The following is a 16,737-nucleotide window of genomic DNA, read 5'->3' as shown; positions in this document are numbered from 1 at the left end:
CGGCCGCGCCCCTGACCTCAGCCGGCCGCCGCCCGCATCGCCTGGTTCACCGCGGTCTGCGCCTGCTTCCAGACGTTCGACCGCATGCTCGCGTACGTGCCGCCCGCTCCGCTCCCGTAGTGCCGGAGGTTCGTCTTCTTCCCGTCTGTGAGCCCCTGCCAGTACGCGGTGACGGCCTGCTTGCTCCCACCGACGAGCCAGATCTGGTCGGCGTCGTCGGTGGTGCCGGTCTTCGCGAACAGTGGCGTGCCGTCCGGTGTCTGCGCGCCGACGGCCGTCCCCCGTGCGACGGTCCCCTGCATCGTGCGGAACGCGGTGTCCGCCACGGCCGGTGACAGTGCCTGCGTGCAGGAGCGCTGCTGCCCGCCGAGCGACTTCCCACTCCGGTCGGTGATGGCATCGATCACGGTCGGGGCGCAGTACACACCGCCGTTCGCGACCGCCGCGTAGGCCGACGCCATGGTCAGCGGGGCGATGTTCGACGTGCCGAGGATCGACGCCGGGTTCGCGGGCAGGTCGCCTCCCGCTGCGAGGTGCACGCCGAGCTTGGCGGCGACGTCGCGGATGTCGCAGAGGTCGAGCTTCGCCGCCATCGACGCGTAGGCCGCGTTCACGGACCCGGCGGTCGCGGCGGCCACCGTGAAGTTGCCGCGCTGCCCTGGGGAGTCGTTCTTCGGGCTCCACGCCGCGGTGATGGTCTCACCGCACTGCGTCCAGCGGCTCGTCGTGTGTGGTGTCCCGTTCACGACGGCGTTCACGCTCCGACCGGCTTCGAGCCACGCGAGCAGGGTGAACAGCTTGTACGTGGAGCCCGGCTGGAAGCCGATCCCACCGCCGCGGTCCTGGTCGACGCTGTAGTTGATGCTCGTGTCCGTCGCCGGTGCGCAGGCGCCCTGGTCCGAGTCGACCGCCGCGCAGGACGGCAGCTGGTTGTAGTTCCGGTTCTGCGCCATCGTCAGCACGCGACCGGTGGACGCCTCGACGGTGTCGAGCGTCGATCCGAGCGCGATCCTGGCCTCGGTGTTCGGGTCGTACGTGTCGAGCAGGCCCTTCTGCTGGCCGTTCAGCTCGAGGTCGAGACTCGTCTGGATCGTGTAGCCACCGTTCCGCCACGCGACGTCCCGTTGCTCCTGGGTCGCGCCGAGTTGCGTCATCGTCTTCACGACCCGAACGGCGTAGTCGCAGAAGAACTGGGATCCGACCCCGGCGGCGGCCACGCACCCCTGCGACGGCGCGGTCAGGTGGACGTACTGGTCCGGCTGCGCCGCGATGGCCTCGTCGTACTGGGCCCGGGTGAGGTGCCCCTGCGCGTGCATCGACCCGAGGATGACGTCTCGGCGCTCGGTGTTCGCCGGGTAGTGCGACGGATCGGAGAGGTTGCGCTTCTCCGGCCACTGCACGATCGCCAGGATCGAAGCAGCCTCGGCCGGTGTGAGGTTCGTCGCGTCCTTGCCGAAGTAGCGCTGCGCCGCGGCCTGTACACCGTAGGTCTGGTCGCCGAAGTAGGCGATGTTGAGGTAGGCGGCGAGGATCTCCTTCTTGGAGTACTGCTTCTCGAGACCGATCGCGAGCTTCATCTCCGCGAGCTTCCTGGACGCCGACGGCTCGATGGCTTCGCGGTACGCGGCGTCGACCTCCTCCTGCGTCGGGAGCTCGAGCGCCTGCTGCATCTTGATGTTGCGCACGAGTTGCATCGTCAGCGTCGACGCGCCACCTGACCCGCCGAGTCCCCCGCTGGCCAGGCTGCCGACGGCGGCACGGACGACCGACGACGCGTCGACGCCGCCGTGGTCCCAGAACCGCTTGTCCTCGCCGTCCACGGCCGCGTACCGGAGGTACTCGCTGATCTCGTCGAGCTGCAGCTCCTCGCGGTTCTGGTCGTACACGGTGGCCAGGTGCACGGGTTGGCCGCCCTGGTACGCGAGCACCTCGTTGCGCTGCGGCAGGTCACCGATCTCGATGTACTCCGGCAGCGAGTCGAAGACGTCGATCGTCGAGGTCGTGGTGACGCCGAGCACGGCGATCGCGGGGGTGACACCGACGGTCACGAGCAGCCCGGCGAGCGTGCTGAACCCGATGAACCCGATGAACGCTCCGACCCCCGAGCGGTTCTCCTGTGTTGCCATGCGCACACTGTCCTGCATGCGACATGACGTGCACTGGGTGATCGGTGTGGATGTCCGGGGTCAGGCTGGCAGAACGCCGTGACGGAGCGTGTCGACGAGGCGTTCGACGCGCGCGCGATGTGCAGCTGCGACGTCGTCACTCGACTCCCCCGCGAGCACGCGGCCGGCGGTCTCGACGAGCACCGAGGCGTACCCGGCGACCACGTACGCCGCTGCCAGTCCTGCGTCCGCCGGGAACGCCGGGTCCGACGACAGCGCGTCGCGGAGCGCGGCCTGGAGTTCCGTGGCGATCGCACGAGCGTGCGCCAGCAGCGCCGGCGACCCGGCGATCGTCCGGAAGAAGGGCACGGACCGTGGATCGAGCCCGGACAGCGGATGGTGCTCGTCGGCGAGTCGGTGGAACAGGCCGGACAGGGCCTCCCCCACCCCGACACCGTCCGCGCGCTCTGTGACGGCTCCGACGAGCAGTTCGCGGGCCTCGTCGGAACGATCGAGGAACAGGTCCTCCTTGCGTGGGAAGTGGTTGAAGACCGTGACGCTCGAGACCCCGGCGGCCCGGGCGATCTGCGCGACCGTCACCGCGTCGAACCCGTGCTCGAGGAACAGCTCCGCCGCCGTCGACGCGATCTTCTCGCGCGTCTGCGGTCCCCCGCGGGTCGCGGTCCTGGGCATGCCGACTCCTTCGTGCCTTGTGTCACTAACTTTAGTCGGTTAACCTAACGACATGTCCACCAACCAGTCCGACGTCATCATCCCGCAGTCTCGCGCCTCGCTCCGTGATGCGTGGGTCGCACTCGCCGGTCTGTCGGCGGTGTTCCTCTTCGAGATGCTCGACAACTCGATCCTCAACGTGGCGCTCCCGACGATCGGGCGCGAACTCCACGCGAGCACGACCGCCCTGCAGTGGGTGACCGGCTCCTACGCGGTGGTGTTCGGCGGTCTGATGCTCGGGTTCGGCGCCGTCGCTGACCGGTTCGGCCGCCGCCGCGTGATGCTCCTCGGACTGGTGCTCCTGGGGCTCGCCAGCCTGGCGACGGTGTTCGTGACGACGGTCGAGCAGCTCGTCGCCGTCCGGATCGTGATGGGCATCGCCGCCGCGATGACGACACCGGGGTCGATGGCGCTGGCCTTCCGGCTCTTCCGCGAGGACGACCTGCGGGTCCGCGCCACCACGGTGATCTCGACGGTCGGCCTCGTCGGACTCGCGATCGGCCCCACGGTCGGCGGGCTCGTCCTCGCGGTCGCCCCCTGGCAGGTGCTGCTGCTCGTCAACGTCCCGATCGCTGCACTCGCGTTCCTCGGGATCCGCACCGGCATCGCTCGCGACGACCCGACGGAGCTCCACCGCGACCCCGTCGACGTGCTCGGGGCTGTCCTCGGCACGGCGGCGATCGTCTGCGCGCTCGTGGCTCCCACGCTCTTCGTGCAGGAGGGCGTCGGCGCCGTCGGACCGTGGATCGCGACGACCGCCGCAGCCCTCGCGGTGGTGCTCTTCGTCGTGCGCGAGCGCACGGCCCGACACCCGCTCCTCGACCTCGCCCTGGTCGCTCGTCCGCTGGTGTCCGCCGGTCTCGCCTACAAGGCCGCGACGGGCATCGCGGTCGCGGGCATGGGGTACCTCGTCACCCTGCAGCTCCAGCTCGCCTGGGGCTGGTCCCCCGCGCTCGCCGCCGTCGGCATGCTGCCGCAGGTCGTCGTCCTGATCGCGGGTGGCCGGTTCGTCGGACCGTTCGTCCAGCGCGTCGGTCTGGGGCGTGCGGCGTGGATGAGCGCCACCTCCGTGGTCCTCGGACTCGCGGTGTTCGCGCTGCTCGGTCGCACCGGTTACGTCGCCGTCGCCACCGCGCTGGTGCTCGTCGCCGCCGGCATGCGCGTGGTCGGTGTCGTCGCCGGCGTCAACGTCCTCCGCGGCCTCCCCGAGGACCGCACCACCATCGGCGCCGCACTCGTCGACACCGCCTCCGAGGTCTCCTCCGGCGTCGGCCTCGCGGTCGTCGGCACGATCCTCGCCGCACTCGTCTCCGGCTCGATCGCGTCGGCGCACTGGACCGCAGCGCAGGCCGCCGGGTTCGACGAGGCGGTCACGGTCGGCAGCGTCGCCCTGACCGTGGTCGCCGCTGCGCTCGTCCTGTGGGCGACGACGCGGACGCGCCGCGGCGCGGCGCAGCCGACGGCCTGACCCGTCACGATCGACCCAGTCGACGGACGGCCCGGTCACGAGGCGGACGGGAGGCTCTGCGCACCGCCGCCACGAGCCTCCCGTCCGGCCATGGTCGAGTGGACCACCGGTCCACTCCGCGGAGATCGGCCGTTGTCGCGCCGCGCCGCGCCTGCTTGGGTGGTCGGATGAGCGACCTGCGGTTCTCCGACGACCCGGCTGATCTCGACTTCGAGCGAGTGCACCGCTGGCTGAGCGAGCAGTCCTACTGGGCGCGTAGCCGGACCCGCGAGCAGCAGCGCGCCGCGATGGCGGGCTCGCGGGTCTTCGGCGTGTTCGACGGCGCGAGCGGGGTCCAGCTCGGGTACGCCCGGGTGATCACCGACGGCGCGACGTTCGGCTGGCTCGCCGACGTCTTCGTCGACCCCGACAGCCGTGGCCGCGGCGTCGGCATCGCCCTCGTCGAGGGCATCACGACGTCGTTGGCGCCGCTCGGACTCAAGCGGATCGTGCTCTACACCGCGGACGCACACGGCCTCTACGAGAAGTCCGGCTTCCGACCGGTGCCGGATCCGGCGAACTGGATGGTCCTGCCCGGCCCGGGGTTCGGCCACGACGTGCACGACTGACCACCAGCCTCCCGGAGAATGGACGCATGCGTCGCATCCTCCAGTCCTCGGTCGCCGCAGCGGTCCTCGTCCTGACCACGCTCGTCGCGACGGAACCGGCCAGCGCGCACTCGGCGCTGACCGCGAGCAACCCCGCCGACGGCGCGACCGTGACGACGCCGCTGGAGCGGGTCGAGCTGACGTTCTCGCAGGCGCCGCTCGCCGGACTCGACGCCGGCCTCCGGATCGAGGTCCGCGACGCAGCCGGAACCGACGTGTCGAACGGCGAGGTGCTCGTCGACGGGACGACGATGTCCACCGGGGTCCGTGTCGAGGACGGCGCGTACTCGGTGCTCTGGCGGTACGTCTCCCCCGACGGGCACCCGATCACCGGCGAGCTCGGCTTCACGGTCGCGCTGCCCGCCGCGTCGACGCCGACGGCGGTACCGAGCCCGTCGTCATCCTCGCTCGACGTGACGCGGTCTCCGACCGCCCTGCCCGTCTCCGGGGCCGACGGCGGATCCCCCTGGTACGCGGGACCGGCGCCGTGGATCGGTGGCGGCGCGCTGCTGCTCGCCGTGGCCCTCGTGCTCGTCGCCACCACCCGCGGACGCCGGACCCCCGACGAGGAATGAGCGGCCGAGGACTGAGCGTCAGTACGCGATGCGTCCGTCGCGGTCGTGGAACTCGCCCGTCGGGCCGCTCTGGTCGAGCGTCGCCCGGGCGACCGTGGCGTCGGTGCCCTCGGTGACGGTCTGGTGGCCGCCGAACCCGTTGAACTCCGTCGCCGTGTACCCGGGGTCGCTGACGTTGACGCGGAAGTCGGGCAGGTTCTTCGCGTACTGCACGGTCAGCGCGATCACCGCTGCCTTCGACGCCGCGTAGGGGATCGACGGCACCGGGTACTCGTCCCGGCCGGGGGTGGTCAGCCAGCGCGCGAACCCGACGCCAGAAGCCACGTTGACGATCACCGGGTTCGCCGACTGCCGGAGACGGGGCAGCGCCGCCTGCGTCACCCGGACGATCCCGGAGACGTTGGTGTCGAGGACGTGCGCGATCGCGTCGGCGTCCAGGTCGTCGACGCCGAACGACGTCCCGAGGATCCCGGCGTTGTTCACGAGGACGTCGAGTTCCGGCAGGGACGCCACTGCCGCGTCGATGCTCGCCTGGTCGGTGACGTCGAGCCGGAGGACGTGCGCGCCGAGATCGCGTGCGGCGTCGCCGGTCGCGGGGTCGCGCATGCCGGCGTAGACGGTGTGGCCGGCGTCGATGAGTCGTCGTGCGGTCTCGAGCCCGAGGCTCCGGTTGGCTCCGGTGATGAGTGTGGTGGTCATGCACCCAGCCTGGACCGCACGCGGTAGGCCTCCCAGGTGCCGGTCGACGGTGGGACCCGGAGTACCAGGCCGACCCGGCCGATCGGGGCGATGATGGGGCCATGAGCGAGTTCGCGAGTGTGCTGCGGTCCTGGCGCGATCGGGTCCGGCCCGAGGAGGTCGGCCTCCCAGCCGGCCCCGGGCGACGCACACCAGGACTCCGTCGCGAGGAACTCGCCGCGCTCGCCGGTGTGAGCGTCGACTACGTGGTCCGGCTCGAGCAGGGGCGCTCGGTGAACCCGTCGCCGCAGCTGCTCGGCTCCCTCGCGACCGCACTCCGGCTGACGACCGAGGAGAGGGACCACCTGTTCCGCGTCGCCGACGCCGCTCCGCCGTCACGCAGCGTCGTCCCCCGCCACGTCACACCAGGGGTCCAGCGCATGGTGGACCGTCTCGGCGACGTCCCGCTCGCGGTGTTCACGGCGGCGCACGACACGCTGCTCTGGAACGACCTCTGGGCGGCGCTCACCGGCGACCCGGAACGCCTCGTGGGCATCGAGCGGAACCTGGTCTGGCGACACTTCATGCTCGGCCACGACGGCATCGAGTACGACGACGACCACCAGGAGGAGTTCTCCAGCGACCTCGTGGCGGACCTGCGCGTCGCCGTGGGGAAGTACCCGGGCGACCGGGCACTCGCCGAGCTGGTGGCCCGGCTCCGACGGGAGTCGCCGGAGTTCGAGCGCCGGTGGGCGGTCGCGCGGGTAGCGGAGCACCGAGCGAGCCGGAAGACCCTCCACACCGCCGTCGGACCGATCACGGTGGACTGCGACGTGCTCAGCGTGCCGGGCGGGGACCTGCGGATCGTGGTCTACACGGCGGTCCCCGGATCGGACGACGCCGACAAGCTCGACCTGCTCCGGGTCACCGGGCTGCAGGACCTGGCGCCCCGCTGACCCACCACGACCGGCTCACGCGGCCGTCAGGAGCAGCGACGCGTTCTGGCCACCGAAGCCGAACGAGTTGTTCAGTGCGGCCCGCATCGGCGCCTGCCGTGCGACGCCGGACACGACGTCGAGGTCGATCTCCGGGTCCAGCCGCTCCAGGTTGAGCGTCGGCGGCACGGTGCCGGTCTCCAGCGCTCGGATCGTCAGGATCGTCTCCACGGCACCTGCGGCGCCGAACATGTGGCCGATCGCGCTCTTCGGCGCCGTCACCACGGCATCCGTACCGACGACCCTGGCGATCGCGGCCGCCTCGCTCGTGTCGCCGACCGGCGTCCCGGTGGCGTGTGCGTTCACGTGGTCGACGTCGGTCCCCTGCAGTCCGGCCATCCGGAGCGCCTGGAGCATCGCGCGTTCCTGTCCGGAACCGTCCGACCGCGGTGCGGTGATGTGGAAGGCGTCGGAGGTGATGCCCCAACCCGCGAGCCGCGCACGCACCCGTGCACGGCGGGCGGCGGCGTGGTCGGCACGCTCGAGGACGACGAGCCCCGACCCCTCCCCGAGCACGAACCCGCGCCGGGCGGCGTCGAAAGGTCGCGACAGGGTGGTCGGGTCGTCGCCGTCCGGCTTCGCGAGCGCCTGCGACTGGGCGAACGACGCCATCGTCACCGGGGTCACCGCCGCCTCCGCTCCCCCGGCGACGACCACGTCCGCCTCCCCCGAGCGGATCAGACGGGCACCGAGCGCGATCGCCTCGGCTCCCGACGCGCAGGCGGAGACGGTCGTGTACGCGCCGGCGCGAGCATCGAGTGCGATGCTGATCTGTGCCGCAGCACCGTTCGCCATGAGCATCGGCACCGTTCGCGGGGACACGCGCCTGGCACCGTTCCGACCGAGTTCGTCGTGCGCGTCGAGGAGCGTCTCGATGCCGCCGATGCCCGTGCCCACCACGACGGCGAGTCGATCGGGGTCGACGTCCGGCGCGCCGGCGTCCGCCCACGCCTCGGCAGCGGCGACGAGGGCGAGCTGCTGGCTGCGGTCGAGACGCTGCGCGCGGACCCGCCCGAGCGCACCATCGGCGTCGAGCGCGGCATCGGCGCCGATGCGGATCGGCACCTGCGCCCAGAGATCGCCCTGCCGATCGAGCGTCCGGACGCCCGACCGACCGGCGACGAGCGCGTCCCAGAGCGGGGCGACGCCGTGTCCGAACGGCGAGACCGCGCCGGACCCGGTGATGACGACGTCGTGGAGATCGTTACTTGTATGCTGCACAAGTTGAGTTGTACCACGTACAATCCGGGCATGGCAAGCACACGCGGCTCGGCGACGCGGGCACGGATCCTCGACACGGCGGCCGACCTCCTCGGTGACCGCAGTCCCCGTGCACTCACCGTCAGCGACGTCGCACGGGTCGCCGAGGTCTACCCGAACCAGATCACGCACCACTTCGGGTCGAAGGACCGTCTCGTCGTCGACGCGGCGTTCGCCCGGTTCCTTCGTGACACCACGCGACTCCAGGCTGCCGGGCGTCGTGCGACGACCCCTGAGGCACTCCGGTCGGTGCTGGCGCGGACCGCGCTGGCGATGCCGTCGACGGCCCTCCTGGTGACGGCGCTCGGCACCGCGCAGGACGACGCCCGCCTCCGCGATCGCACGAGCACGCTGCTCGCGGTGCTCTTCCGGCAGTCCGAGCGCTACCTCGACCGCATCACCGCTGACCACGGCTGGCACAGCGAGCGCGGCGTGGCGCGTGATGCCCGGACGTTCTGGAGCGCGGTGTTCGGTGCCGTGCTGTTCGCCACGGCGGGCGCCGTCGGCGGGCCGTCCGACGTCGACGTCGCCGCGACGATCAGCATCACCGACTGACGGCGACTACTCCCCGAAGCCGGACCGGACGAGCGCCTCGAGCGCGTTCACGGCGTCCCGCGCGTCGCCCCCAGAAGCCTCGATGGTCACCGTGGCGCCCTTCGGCAGGGCGAGCGCCATGATGCCGAGCAGGCTCTTCGCGTCCACGCCGTTCACGCGGACGGCCGCGTCGTACTTCGCGGCGGTCTTCACGAAGTCCGCAGCGGGGCGGGCGTGCAGGCCGGTCTCGTTGACCAGTTCCACGGTCGTGGACGCGGCCACCTCGTCATCGGGGCCGGCCTGCTCGTCCGGCACCGAGCCTCTCCCCATCGGCACGGCCGTCTCGCCGCTGGCGCGTCGATCCGGAACCGGCGACGTGGGCCCAGACTGGTCGCCGTCCACCGGACGGGAGGCAGTGCTCGCGTCCGATCCGGAGGCTGCGGCGGACGCCGCGGCGGTGAGCACCGCGTCGACGTCGCCACCCGTCTGGGCCGCGACGGCGGCGGCGACCGTTCCCTCGACGATCGGGGCATCGGACACGTGCACCCGCGCGCGCACCTCGTCGTCCAGGAAGTCGAGTGCGGTGTCCGTCGTCAGGTACGCGGACCCGAGGTCGCACAGGACGACGACCGCGTCGGCATCGGCGAGCTCCTCGATGCCGGCCGTGATCGCCTCGAACGAGGTGCCGATACCGCCGTCCTCGGTACCCCCGGCGGCGACGAGCTGCACGTCGGCCGCCATCTGGCGGGCGAGCTCGACGGTCCCGGTCGCGACCGCCGCGCTGTGCGACACGACCAGGATCCCGACGGTCACGCCGCGTCCACGGCTGCGCGGAGGATGTAGGCGGTCGACTGCGCCCCCGGGTCGCGGTGCCCGACCGCCCGCTCGCCGAGGTAGCTCGCACGGCCCTTGTGGGCGACGAGCGGCTCGGTCGACTCCGCGCCGGTGACGGCCGCGTCCGCTGCCGCCTCGAGCACCCGCTCCGGGGACTCGCCGGCCTGCGCCGCCGTGGCCGCGGCGTCGACCGCCGGGGTCCACGCGTCGATCATCGTCTTGTCGCCGACCGCGGCCTTGCCGCGGGAGACGACGCCGTCCCTGGCTGCCGTGAGGACCGCGACGAGCGCGTCCGCGTCGAGTTCGGATGCGTCACCCGCTGCCTGGGCCGCCTTGAGGTACGCGGTGCCGAACAGCGGACCCGCCGCACCGCCGACCGTGGAGATCAGCTTCGTGGCGACGGTCTTGAACACGGCGCCTGGTGTGTCGAACGAACCGCCGTCGACGGCTTCGAGCACGGCGCGGAAGCCCCGGTCGAGGTTCTCGCCGTGGTCGCCGTCACCGATCTCCCGGTCGAGCGTCACGAGCTCCGCCCGGTGTTCGTCGATCGTCGCGGCGGTGCGGCGCACCCAGTCGATGGCCCATGCGGTGTCGAGCGCCAATTCTCGTTCCCTTCCTGCGGTCGGTGCGGTGTCAACGGCCCCAGCGCAGTGCTGGGGTCTCCACCGGTGCGTCCCAGAGTGTGGTCAGTTCGTCGTCGAGCACCGTGACGGTGATCGAGAACCCCTGCATCTCGAGGGACGTGACGTAGTCGCCGACCAAACTACGCGTGACCTCGTAGCCGCGGTCGGACAGGACTTCTGCGGCGCGTCGGTAGGCGATGTACAGCTCCGACAGCGGGGTTCCACCCATGCCGTTCACGAACAGGAGCAGGCGTGCGCCAGCCGGTGCGGCGAGGTCGGTCAGGATCGGTTCGAGGACCCGGTCGACGAGTTCGTCGACCGGCGCCATCGCGATCCGCTCACGGCCGGGCTCTCCGTGGATCCCGATGCCGAGCTCGGCCTCGTCGTCGGCCAGGGTGAACGACGGCTCCCCGGCGTGCGGCACGGTGCCCGGCGCGATCGCGAGGCCCATCGACCGCGTGACGTCGTTGACGTGCCGGGCGACGGCGGCGACCGCGTCCAGGTCGTCGCCGCGTTCGGCGGCGGCGCCTGCACACTTCTCCACGACGACGGTGCCGGCGACACCGCGGCGGCCGGCTGTGTAGAGGGAGTCCTGCACGGCGACGTCGTCGTCGACCACGACGGACTCGACGCGGATGTCGTCCATGCCGGCGAGCTCCGCCGCCGTCTCGAAGTTGAGGACGTCCCCGGTGTAGTTCTTCACGATGTGCAAGACGCCGGCGCCGCCGTCGACGGCCTTCGTCGCGGCGACGATGGGGTCCGGCGTGGGGCTCGTGAACACCGGGCCGGGAACGGCGGCGTCGAGCATCCCGTGTCCGACGAACCCGGCGTGCAGGGGTTCGTGCCCGCTGCCGCCGCCGCTGACCAGGCCGACCTTGCCCTGCTTCGGCGCATCAGTACGGTGCAGGTGGATCGGGTCCTCCACCAGGACGACGTGCCCGGCGTGTGCCTGGGCGAACCCGCGGACGGTCTCGATGACCACGTCCTGCGGGTCGTTGATGAGCTTCTTCATGTGTGGCCTCCACGGGTGTCGACGCCGAGACGAGGCCTGCACACCGCCGACGTCGTCCGGAGTGCGCCCAACATACAACGGGCGGGCGTTCGTCCGATCTGCACGTTCGTGCACGGCAGGGTCGTCGCGGGCAGCCCCCGGGGCTGGCGGACGCACATCCCGGATGCACGTTCGTGCACTTTCGCGCAGATCGCTCACGTGTCCATCGCGCGCCGCGAAAACCCAGCAGTATGCTCGCCACAATCACTCGATGGGGAGTGTCGGTGCAGCCCGGGACCCCCAAACCACAGCGCAATGGAGGTCACCGATGGACGGCATCGGAGTCAAGTTCCTGTCTGAGCTCGTCGGCACCGCGATGCTCATCATCCTGGGTGGCGGTGTCGTCGCCGCAGTGTCCCTCAAGAAGTCCAAGGGCTTCGGCGCGGGCTTCCTCATGGTCACGATCGGTTGGGGCTTCGCGGTCTTCGCCGGTGTCACCGTCTCCTACAAGTCGGGCGGCCAGCTCAACCCCGCGGTCAGCCTCGCCCAGGCCATCCTCGGCAACATCACCATCGGCGAGATGTTCCTCTTCTGGCTCGCCCAGATGATCGGTGCCGTGATCGGCGCCGTCATCGTCTGGCTCGCCTACAAGCAGCACTTCGACGAAGAGCCGGACCCGGCTGCGAAGCTCGGCGTCTTCTCGACCGGCCCCGCGATCCGCTCGTACGGCTGGAACCTCGTCACCGAGATCATCGGCACCTTCGTGCTCGTCTTCGTCGTGATCGCCTTCACGAACGGCAAGACCCCCGCTGAGCTCGGAGCCATCCCCGTCGCCTTCCTCGTGATCGCGATCGGTGTCAGCCTCGGTGGCCCGACCGGGTACGCCATCAACCCCGCCCGTGACCTCGGCCCGCGCATCGCGCACGCCTTCCTGCCCATCAAGGGCAAGGGCTCGAGCGACTGGGCCTACGCCTGGGTGCCGGTCGTCGGCCCCCTCCTCGGTGGAGCGATCGCGGCGGGCCTGTCCTACGCGCTCCTCCCCCTCGCCTGAACCCACCGAACGAACCCGTAAGGAGCACCAATGGCCGACTACATCGTCGCCATCGACCAGGGCACGACCAGCACCCGAGCGATCGTCTTCGACCACTCCGGGTCGATCGTCTCGACCGGACAGAAGGAGCACGAGCAGATCTTCCCGCGCGCCGGCTGGGTCGAGCACGACCCCGCCGAGATCTGGGACAACACCCGTGAGGTCATCGGCCAGGCACTGTCCCGCGCCGACATCACCCGCCACGACGTCGCGGCGGTCGGCATCACGAACCAGCGCGAGACCGCGGTGGTCTGGGACAAGACCACCGGCAAGCCGGTCTACAACGCCATCGTCTGGCAGGACACCCGCACGCAGTCGATCGTCGACAAGCTCGCGGACGGCGACACGGACCGGTACAAGTCGATCGTGGGCCTCCCGCTCGCGACCTACTTCGCCGGCACCAAGATCATGTGGATCCTCGAGAACGTCGAGGGCGCCCGTGAGAAGGCCGAGGCGGGCGACCTGCTCTTCGGCACCACCGACACCTGGGTCCTCTGGAACCTGACCGGTGGCGTCGACGGCGGCGTCCACAAGACCGACGTCACGAACGCGTCCCGCACGCTGTTCATGGACCTCGAGACGCTGCAGTGGCGCGACGACATCCTCGCCGACTTCGGTGTGCCGAAGTCGATGCTCCCCGAGATCGTCAGCTCCTCCGAGGTCTACGGCCACGTCGAGTCGTCCAGTCTGCTCCGCGAGGTCCCGATCGCCGGCATCCTCGGCGACCAGCAGGCCGCGACCTTCGGCCAGGCCGCGTTCGACAAGGGCGAGTCGAAGAACACGTACGGCACCGGCAACTTCCTGATCTTCAACACCGGCACGGACATCGTCCGCTCCGAGAACGGGCTGCTGACGACCGTCGGCTACAAGCTCGGCGACCAGGAGACGCACTACGCGCTCGAGGGCTCGATCGCCGTCACGGGCTCGCTCATCCAGTGGCTCCGCGACAACCTCGGACTGATCCAGAGCGCACCGGAGGTCGAGGCGCTCGCGAAGACCGTCGACGACAACGGCGGCGTGTACTTCGTCCCGGCGTTCTCCGGCCTGTTCGCGCCGTACTGGCGTCCTGATGCCCGTGGTGCGATCGTCGGCCTCACCCGCTACGTCAACAAGGGGCACATCGCGCGTGCGGCCCTCGAGGCGACGGCGCTGCAGACCCGCGAGGTCCTCGACGCGGTCAACGCCGACTCCGGTGTGGACCTGACCGAACTCAAGGTCGACGGCGGCATGACCGCCAACAACGAGCTCATGCAGTTCCAGGCGGACATCCTCGACGTGCCGGTCGTCCGACCGGTCGTCGCGGAGACGACGGCGCTCGGCGCCGCCTACGCCGCGGGCCTCGCGGTCGGGTTCTGGGCGAACCTCGACGAGCTCCGTGCGAACTGGCAGGAGGACCAGCGCTGGGAGCCGAAGCTCGACCCGGCGGAGCGTGACCGCACGCTGCGCCTCTGGAAGAAGGCCGTCACGAAGACCTTCGACTGGGTCGACGAGGACGTCCAGTAGTCCTGCAGTCCACTGCACCGCCGGGAGGCCCGGTGCCGGTTCCATGAACCGGCACCGGGCCTCCCGTCTTCGGTCTGGTCCGTACGCGCCTACCAGACGGGCGCTGCGGTCACCCAGTCGGCGAGCTTCTGCTCGGCGGCGCCGGAGTCGATCGCCTCGGCGGCGACGAGGAGCTGCTCGCGGAAGCGGTGCAGGATCGGACGGTCCCACTCGGTCGGGTCCTGCGCGAGCCGGAAGGACACCAGGCCGGCGGCCGCGTTGAGGAGCACGATGTCGCGGACCGGACCGGTCTCCCCCGCCAGGACGCGCCGGACGATCGCGGCGTTGACGTCGGGCTCGCCGCCGAGCAGGTCCTCAATCCGTGCCCGGGGGATGCCGAGGTCCCGCGGGTCGAGGTCGTGCTCCGTGACCCGGCCGCCGGTGACCTCCCAGATGTGGCTGTGACCGGTCGTGGTGAGCTCGTCGAGGCCGTCGTCGCCGCGGAACACGAGCGCCGTCGCGCCACGGGTCTGGAACACGCCCGTGATGATCGGCACGAGGTCGAGCTGGGCGACCCCGACGGCGTTCGCCTCACACCGAGCAGGGTTGACGAGCGGGCCGAGGAAGTTGAACACCGTCGGCACGCCGATCTCCCGGCGGACCGGGGCGGCGTGCGCGAAGCCGGGGTGGAACGCGCTCGCGAAGGCGAAGGTCAGGCCGACACGCCGGAACGTCTCGGCGACGTGCTCGGCGTCCATCGACAGGTCGAGACCGAGTGCGGCGAGGACGTCGCTCGACCCGGACTTCGACGAGCTCGCGCGGTTGCCGTGCTTCACGACGGGGACGCCCGCGGCCGCGATGACGATCGCAGCCATGGTCGACACGTTCACCGTGCCGACGACGTCGCCCCCGGTCCCGACGATGTCGAGCGCCATCGGGTCGACGTCCAGCGGGACCGCCGCGTCGAGGATCGCGTCGCGGAACCCGACCACCTCGTCGACGGTCTCGCCCTTCGCGCGGAGGGCGACGGCGAACGCCGCGATCTGCGCATCGGTGGCCCGGCCGTGCACGATCTCCTCCATCGCCCATGTGGACTGCCTGATCGTGAGGTCCTCGCGCGCCATGAGCGCGCTGATCACTGCAGGCCAGGAGAGAACGTCAGACATACCCAGGATCGTACTGTTTTCGAACGACCCGCCAGTTGCCTGGCAAAACACTGTCCGAGGTTTCGGCCATAATGGACACTGTGACAAGCACCCCTCTCTCCAGACCAGCCAGCGGTACGGTCCTCAACAGGCCGAACCCCGTTGCCGTGGGGACGATCGTGTGGCTGGGCAGCGAGGTCATGTTCTTCGCCGGCCTGTTCGCGATCTACTTCACGCTGCGCAGCACCTCCCCCGAGCTCTGGGCGACCGAGACCGCCAAGCTCGAGGTGCCGTTCGCCTCCGTGAACACCATCGTCCTGGTGCTGTCCAGCTTCGCGTGCCAGTTCGCCGTCTTCGCCGCCGAACGCTTCCAGGTGCACCGCACCAGCTGGAACCCGCGCGACTGGGGCATGACGGAGTGGTTCTTCGTCACGTACTGCATGGGTGCGGTCTTCGTCTGCGGCCAGATCTTCGAGTACGCCAACCTCTGGCACGAGGGCGTCACGCTCTCCTCGAGCGCGTACGGCTCGGCGTTCTACATCACCACCGGCTTCCACGGCCTCCACGTCACCGGTGGCCTGCTCGCCTTCCTCCTGACGCTCGGCCGTGGCTTCGCCGCCAAGAACTTCGGCCACAAGGAGGCCACCACGGCCATCGTCGTGTCGTACTACTGGCACTTCGTCGACGTGGTCTGGATCGGCCTCTTCGCAGTCATTTACCTTCTCAAGTAGGAATCGGACAGCACCCACCGCATGTTCAACAGAACCAAGTCCAAGAAGGGCCGCCGCTCCCCGCTGGCGACCGTGTCGCTCATCGCCGTCGCGCTGATGACCACCGGCGGTGCCTACGCACTGTTCAGCTCCACGGCGAACGCGGACGACAACGTCAGCACGGTCGCCGCATCGAGCCAGTCGCAGGTGAACGAGGGCCAGAAGCTCTTCGCGTCCAACTGCGCCACCTGCCACGGCCTCTCCGCGCAGGGCACCAGCGAGGGCCCGTCCCTCATCGGTGTCGGCGCCGCGTCGGTCGACTTCCAGGTCGGCACCGGCCGCATGCCGATGGCTGCCCAGGGCCCGCAGGCCGAGGAGAAGCCGTCGCAGTTCTCGGACGAGCAGATCGACGCCCTGTCCGCGTACGTCGCCTCGCTCGGCCCAGGCCCGTCGGTCCCGTCCGAGTCGCTCACCAACGGTCAGGACGGCGACGCCGCTGCCGGTGCGGAACTCTTCCGCATCAACTGCGCCATGTGCCACAACGTGGCCGGCGCCGGTGGCGCGCTGACCGAGGGCAAGTACGCGCCGAAGCTGACGGACGTCAGCGGCAAGCACATCTACGAGGCCATGGTCACGGGCCCGCAGAACATGCCGGTCTTCAACGACCTGAACATCACGCCGCAGCAGAAGGCCGACATCATCACGTACCTCAAGTACGTGCAGGACAACTCCTCGCCCGGTGGTTTCGGCCTCGGCGCCCTCGGCCCGGTGGCAGAGGGTCTGTTCATCTGGATCTTCGGACTCGGGGCGGTCGTCGCGATGACCGTCTGGCTGACCGCGAAGTCCAACTGATCGTCCGTGTCGCACG

Annotated in this window: 17 protein-coding genes; 9 read left to right on the top strand and 8 right to left on the bottom strand. The window is 70.6% G+C overall.

Going from position 1 to position 16,737, the window contains the following annotated elements; all coding sequences use genetic code 11:
• Positions 1 to 17: 17 nt before the first annotated feature.
• Together ACIPJ2_RS10390 and ACIPJ2_RS10385 are read right to left on the bottom strand one after the other, a co-directional pair.
• Positions 18 to 2,126, bottom strand: a complete 2,109-nt coding sequence (locus ACIPJ2_RS10390; RefSeq protein ID WP_402728755.1) for a transglycosylase domain-containing protein — start codon at positions 2,124 to 2,126, stop codon at positions 18 to 20.
• A 60-nt stretch (positions 2,127 to 2,186) separates the two neighbouring features.
• Entirely contained in the window at positions 2,187 to 2,798 is a 612-nt protein-coding gene (locus tag ACIPJ2_RS10385) for a TetR/AcrR family transcriptional regulator (protein WP_402728754.1), read from the bottom strand.
• 52 nt (positions 2,799 to 2,850) lie between these two features.
• Here ACIPJ2_RS10385 and ACIPJ2_RS10380 point away from each other — a divergent pair, with 52 nt between their 5' ends.
• The 3 genes from ACIPJ2_RS10380 to ACIPJ2_RS10370 all read left to right on the top strand — a co-directional run bounded on the left by ACIPJ2_RS10380 (position 2,851) and on the right by ACIPJ2_RS10370 (position 5,527).
• Complete coding sequence (locus tag ACIPJ2_RS10380) at positions 2,851 to 4,305, top strand: MFS transporter (RefSeq protein WP_402728753.1); 1,455 nt, start codon at positions 2,851 to 2,853, stop codon at positions 4,303 to 4,305.
• 167 nt (positions 4,306 to 4,472) lie between these two features.
• Positions 4,473 to 4,913: a GNAT family N-acetyltransferase gene (locus ACIPJ2_RS10375; RefSeq protein ID WP_402728752.1), complete on the top strand. Its 441-nt coding sequence runs from the start codon at positions 4,473 to 4,475 to the stop codon at positions 4,911 to 4,913.
• 26 nt (positions 4,914 to 4,939) lie between these two features.
• A complete protein-coding gene (locus ACIPJ2_RS10370; protein WP_402728751.1) occupies positions 4,940 to 5,527 on the top strand; it encodes a copper resistance protein CopC in 588 nt (195 codons plus the stop codon).
• 18 nt (positions 5,528 to 5,545) lie between these two features.
• On the opposite strand, the gene ACIPJ2_RS10365 is transcribed toward ACIPJ2_RS10370, so the two are convergent.
• The gene (locus tag ACIPJ2_RS10365) at positions 5,546 to 6,226 is read right to left on the bottom strand and encodes an SDR family NAD(P)-dependent oxidoreductase (protein WP_402728750.1); all 681 of its coding nucleotides are present in this window, start codon (positions 6,224 to 6,226) and stop codon (positions 5,546 to 5,548) included.
• 101 nt (positions 6,227 to 6,327) lie between these two features.
• On the opposite strand from ACIPJ2_RS10365, the gene ACIPJ2_RS10360 reads away from it, so the two are divergent.
• The gene (locus tag ACIPJ2_RS10360) at positions 6,328 to 7,161 is read left to right on the top strand and encodes a helix-turn-helix domain-containing protein (RefSeq protein WP_281264582.1); all 834 of its coding nucleotides are present in this window, start codon (positions 6,328 to 6,330) and stop codon (positions 7,159 to 7,161) included.
• A 15-nt stretch (positions 7,162 to 7,176) separates the two neighbouring features.
• Here ACIPJ2_RS10360 and ACIPJ2_RS10355 read toward each other — a convergent pair whose 3' ends face one another.
• Positions 7,177 to 8,421 carry a beta-ketoacyl-[acyl-carrier-protein] synthase family protein gene (locus ACIPJ2_RS10355; protein WP_402728749.1) on the bottom strand — a complete coding sequence of 415 codons (1,245 nt, stop codon included), beginning with the start codon at positions 8,419 to 8,421 and terminating at the stop codon, positions 7,177 to 7,179.
• Between the two features lie 30 nt (positions 8,422 to 8,451).
• Here ACIPJ2_RS10355 and ACIPJ2_RS10350 point away from each other — a divergent pair, with 30 nt between their 5' ends.
• A complete protein-coding gene (locus tag ACIPJ2_RS10350) occupies positions 8,452 to 9,015 on the top strand; it encodes a TetR/AcrR family transcriptional regulator C-terminal domain-containing protein (RefSeq protein WP_402728748.1) in 564 nt (187 codons plus the stop codon).
• Between the two features lie 6 nt (positions 9,016 to 9,021).
• On the opposite strand, the gene dhaM is transcribed toward ACIPJ2_RS10350, so the two are convergent.
• The 3 genes from dhaM to dhaK are packed head-to-tail and all read right to left on the bottom strand — an operon-like array spanning position 9,022 to position 11,463.
• Positions 9,022 to 9,807: a dihydroxyacetone kinase phosphoryl donor subunit DhaM gene (dhaM, locus tag ACIPJ2_RS10345; RefSeq protein WP_402728747.1), complete on the bottom strand. Its 786-nt coding sequence runs from the start codon at positions 9,805 to 9,807 to the stop codon at positions 9,022 to 9,024.
• Entirely contained in the window at positions 9,804 to 10,430 is a 627-nt protein-coding gene (gene dhaL / locus ACIPJ2_RS10340) for a dihydroxyacetone kinase subunit DhaL (RefSeq protein ID WP_402728746.1), read from the bottom strand. The genes dhaM and dhaL overlap by 4 nt, the downstream gene beginning before the upstream one ends.
• A 31-nt stretch (positions 10,431 to 10,461) precedes the next feature.
• Positions 10,462 to 11,463, bottom strand: coding sequence for a dihydroxyacetone kinase subunit DhaK (gene dhaK / locus ACIPJ2_RS10335; protein WP_402728745.1), 1,002 nt, complete (start codon positions 11,461 to 11,463; stop codon positions 10,462 to 10,464).
• 307 nt (positions 11,464 to 11,770) lie between these two features.
• On the opposite strand from dhaK, the gene ACIPJ2_RS10330 reads away from it, so the two are divergent.
• Both ACIPJ2_RS10330 and glpK read left to right on the top strand, forming a co-directional pair.
• Entirely contained in the window at positions 11,771 to 12,493 is a 723-nt protein-coding gene (locus tag ACIPJ2_RS10330; RefSeq protein ID WP_281264576.1) for an MIP/aquaporin family protein, read from the top strand.
• 30 nt (positions 12,494 to 12,523) lie between these two features.
• Positions 12,524 to 14,035, top strand: coding sequence for a glycerol kinase GlpK (glpK, locus tag ACIPJ2_RS10325; protein WP_281264575.1), 1,512 nt, complete (start codon positions 12,524 to 12,526; stop codon positions 14,033 to 14,035).
• A gap of 89 nt (positions 14,036 to 14,124) precedes the next feature.
• Here the strand turns inward: glpK and trpD are convergent, their stop codons facing one another.
• Complete coding sequence (trpD, locus tag ACIPJ2_RS10320; protein WP_402728744.1) at positions 14,125 to 15,180, bottom strand: anthranilate phosphoribosyltransferase; 1,056 nt, start codon at positions 15,178 to 15,180, stop codon at positions 14,125 to 14,127.
• A 71-nt stretch (positions 15,181 to 15,251) separates the two neighbouring features.
• Between trpD and ACIPJ2_RS10315 the strand changes: the two genes are divergently transcribed.
• Both ACIPJ2_RS10315 and ACIPJ2_RS10310 read left to right on the top strand, forming a co-directional pair.
• Positions 15,252 to 15,890 (top strand): heme-copper oxidase subunit III, encoded by a 639-nt coding sequence (locus ACIPJ2_RS10315; RefSeq protein ID WP_402728743.1) that lies wholly within the window; start codon positions 15,252 to 15,254, stop codon positions 15,888 to 15,890.
• A gap of 21 nt (positions 15,891 to 15,911) precedes the next feature.
• Positions 15,912 to 16,721 (top strand): c-type cytochrome, encoded by an 810-nt coding sequence (locus tag ACIPJ2_RS10310; RefSeq protein WP_402728742.1) that lies wholly within the window; start codon positions 15,912 to 15,914, stop codon positions 16,719 to 16,721.
• Positions 16,722 to 16,737 lie beyond the last annotated feature (16 nt).

Source organism: Curtobacterium sp. NPDC090217 (genome assembly GCF_044746705.1).
Taxonomy (GTDB): Bacteria; Actinomycetota; Actinomycetes; order Actinomycetales; family Microbacteriaceae; genus Curtobacterium.
This window is presented reverse-complemented; position numbering and strand designations above follow the sequence as displayed.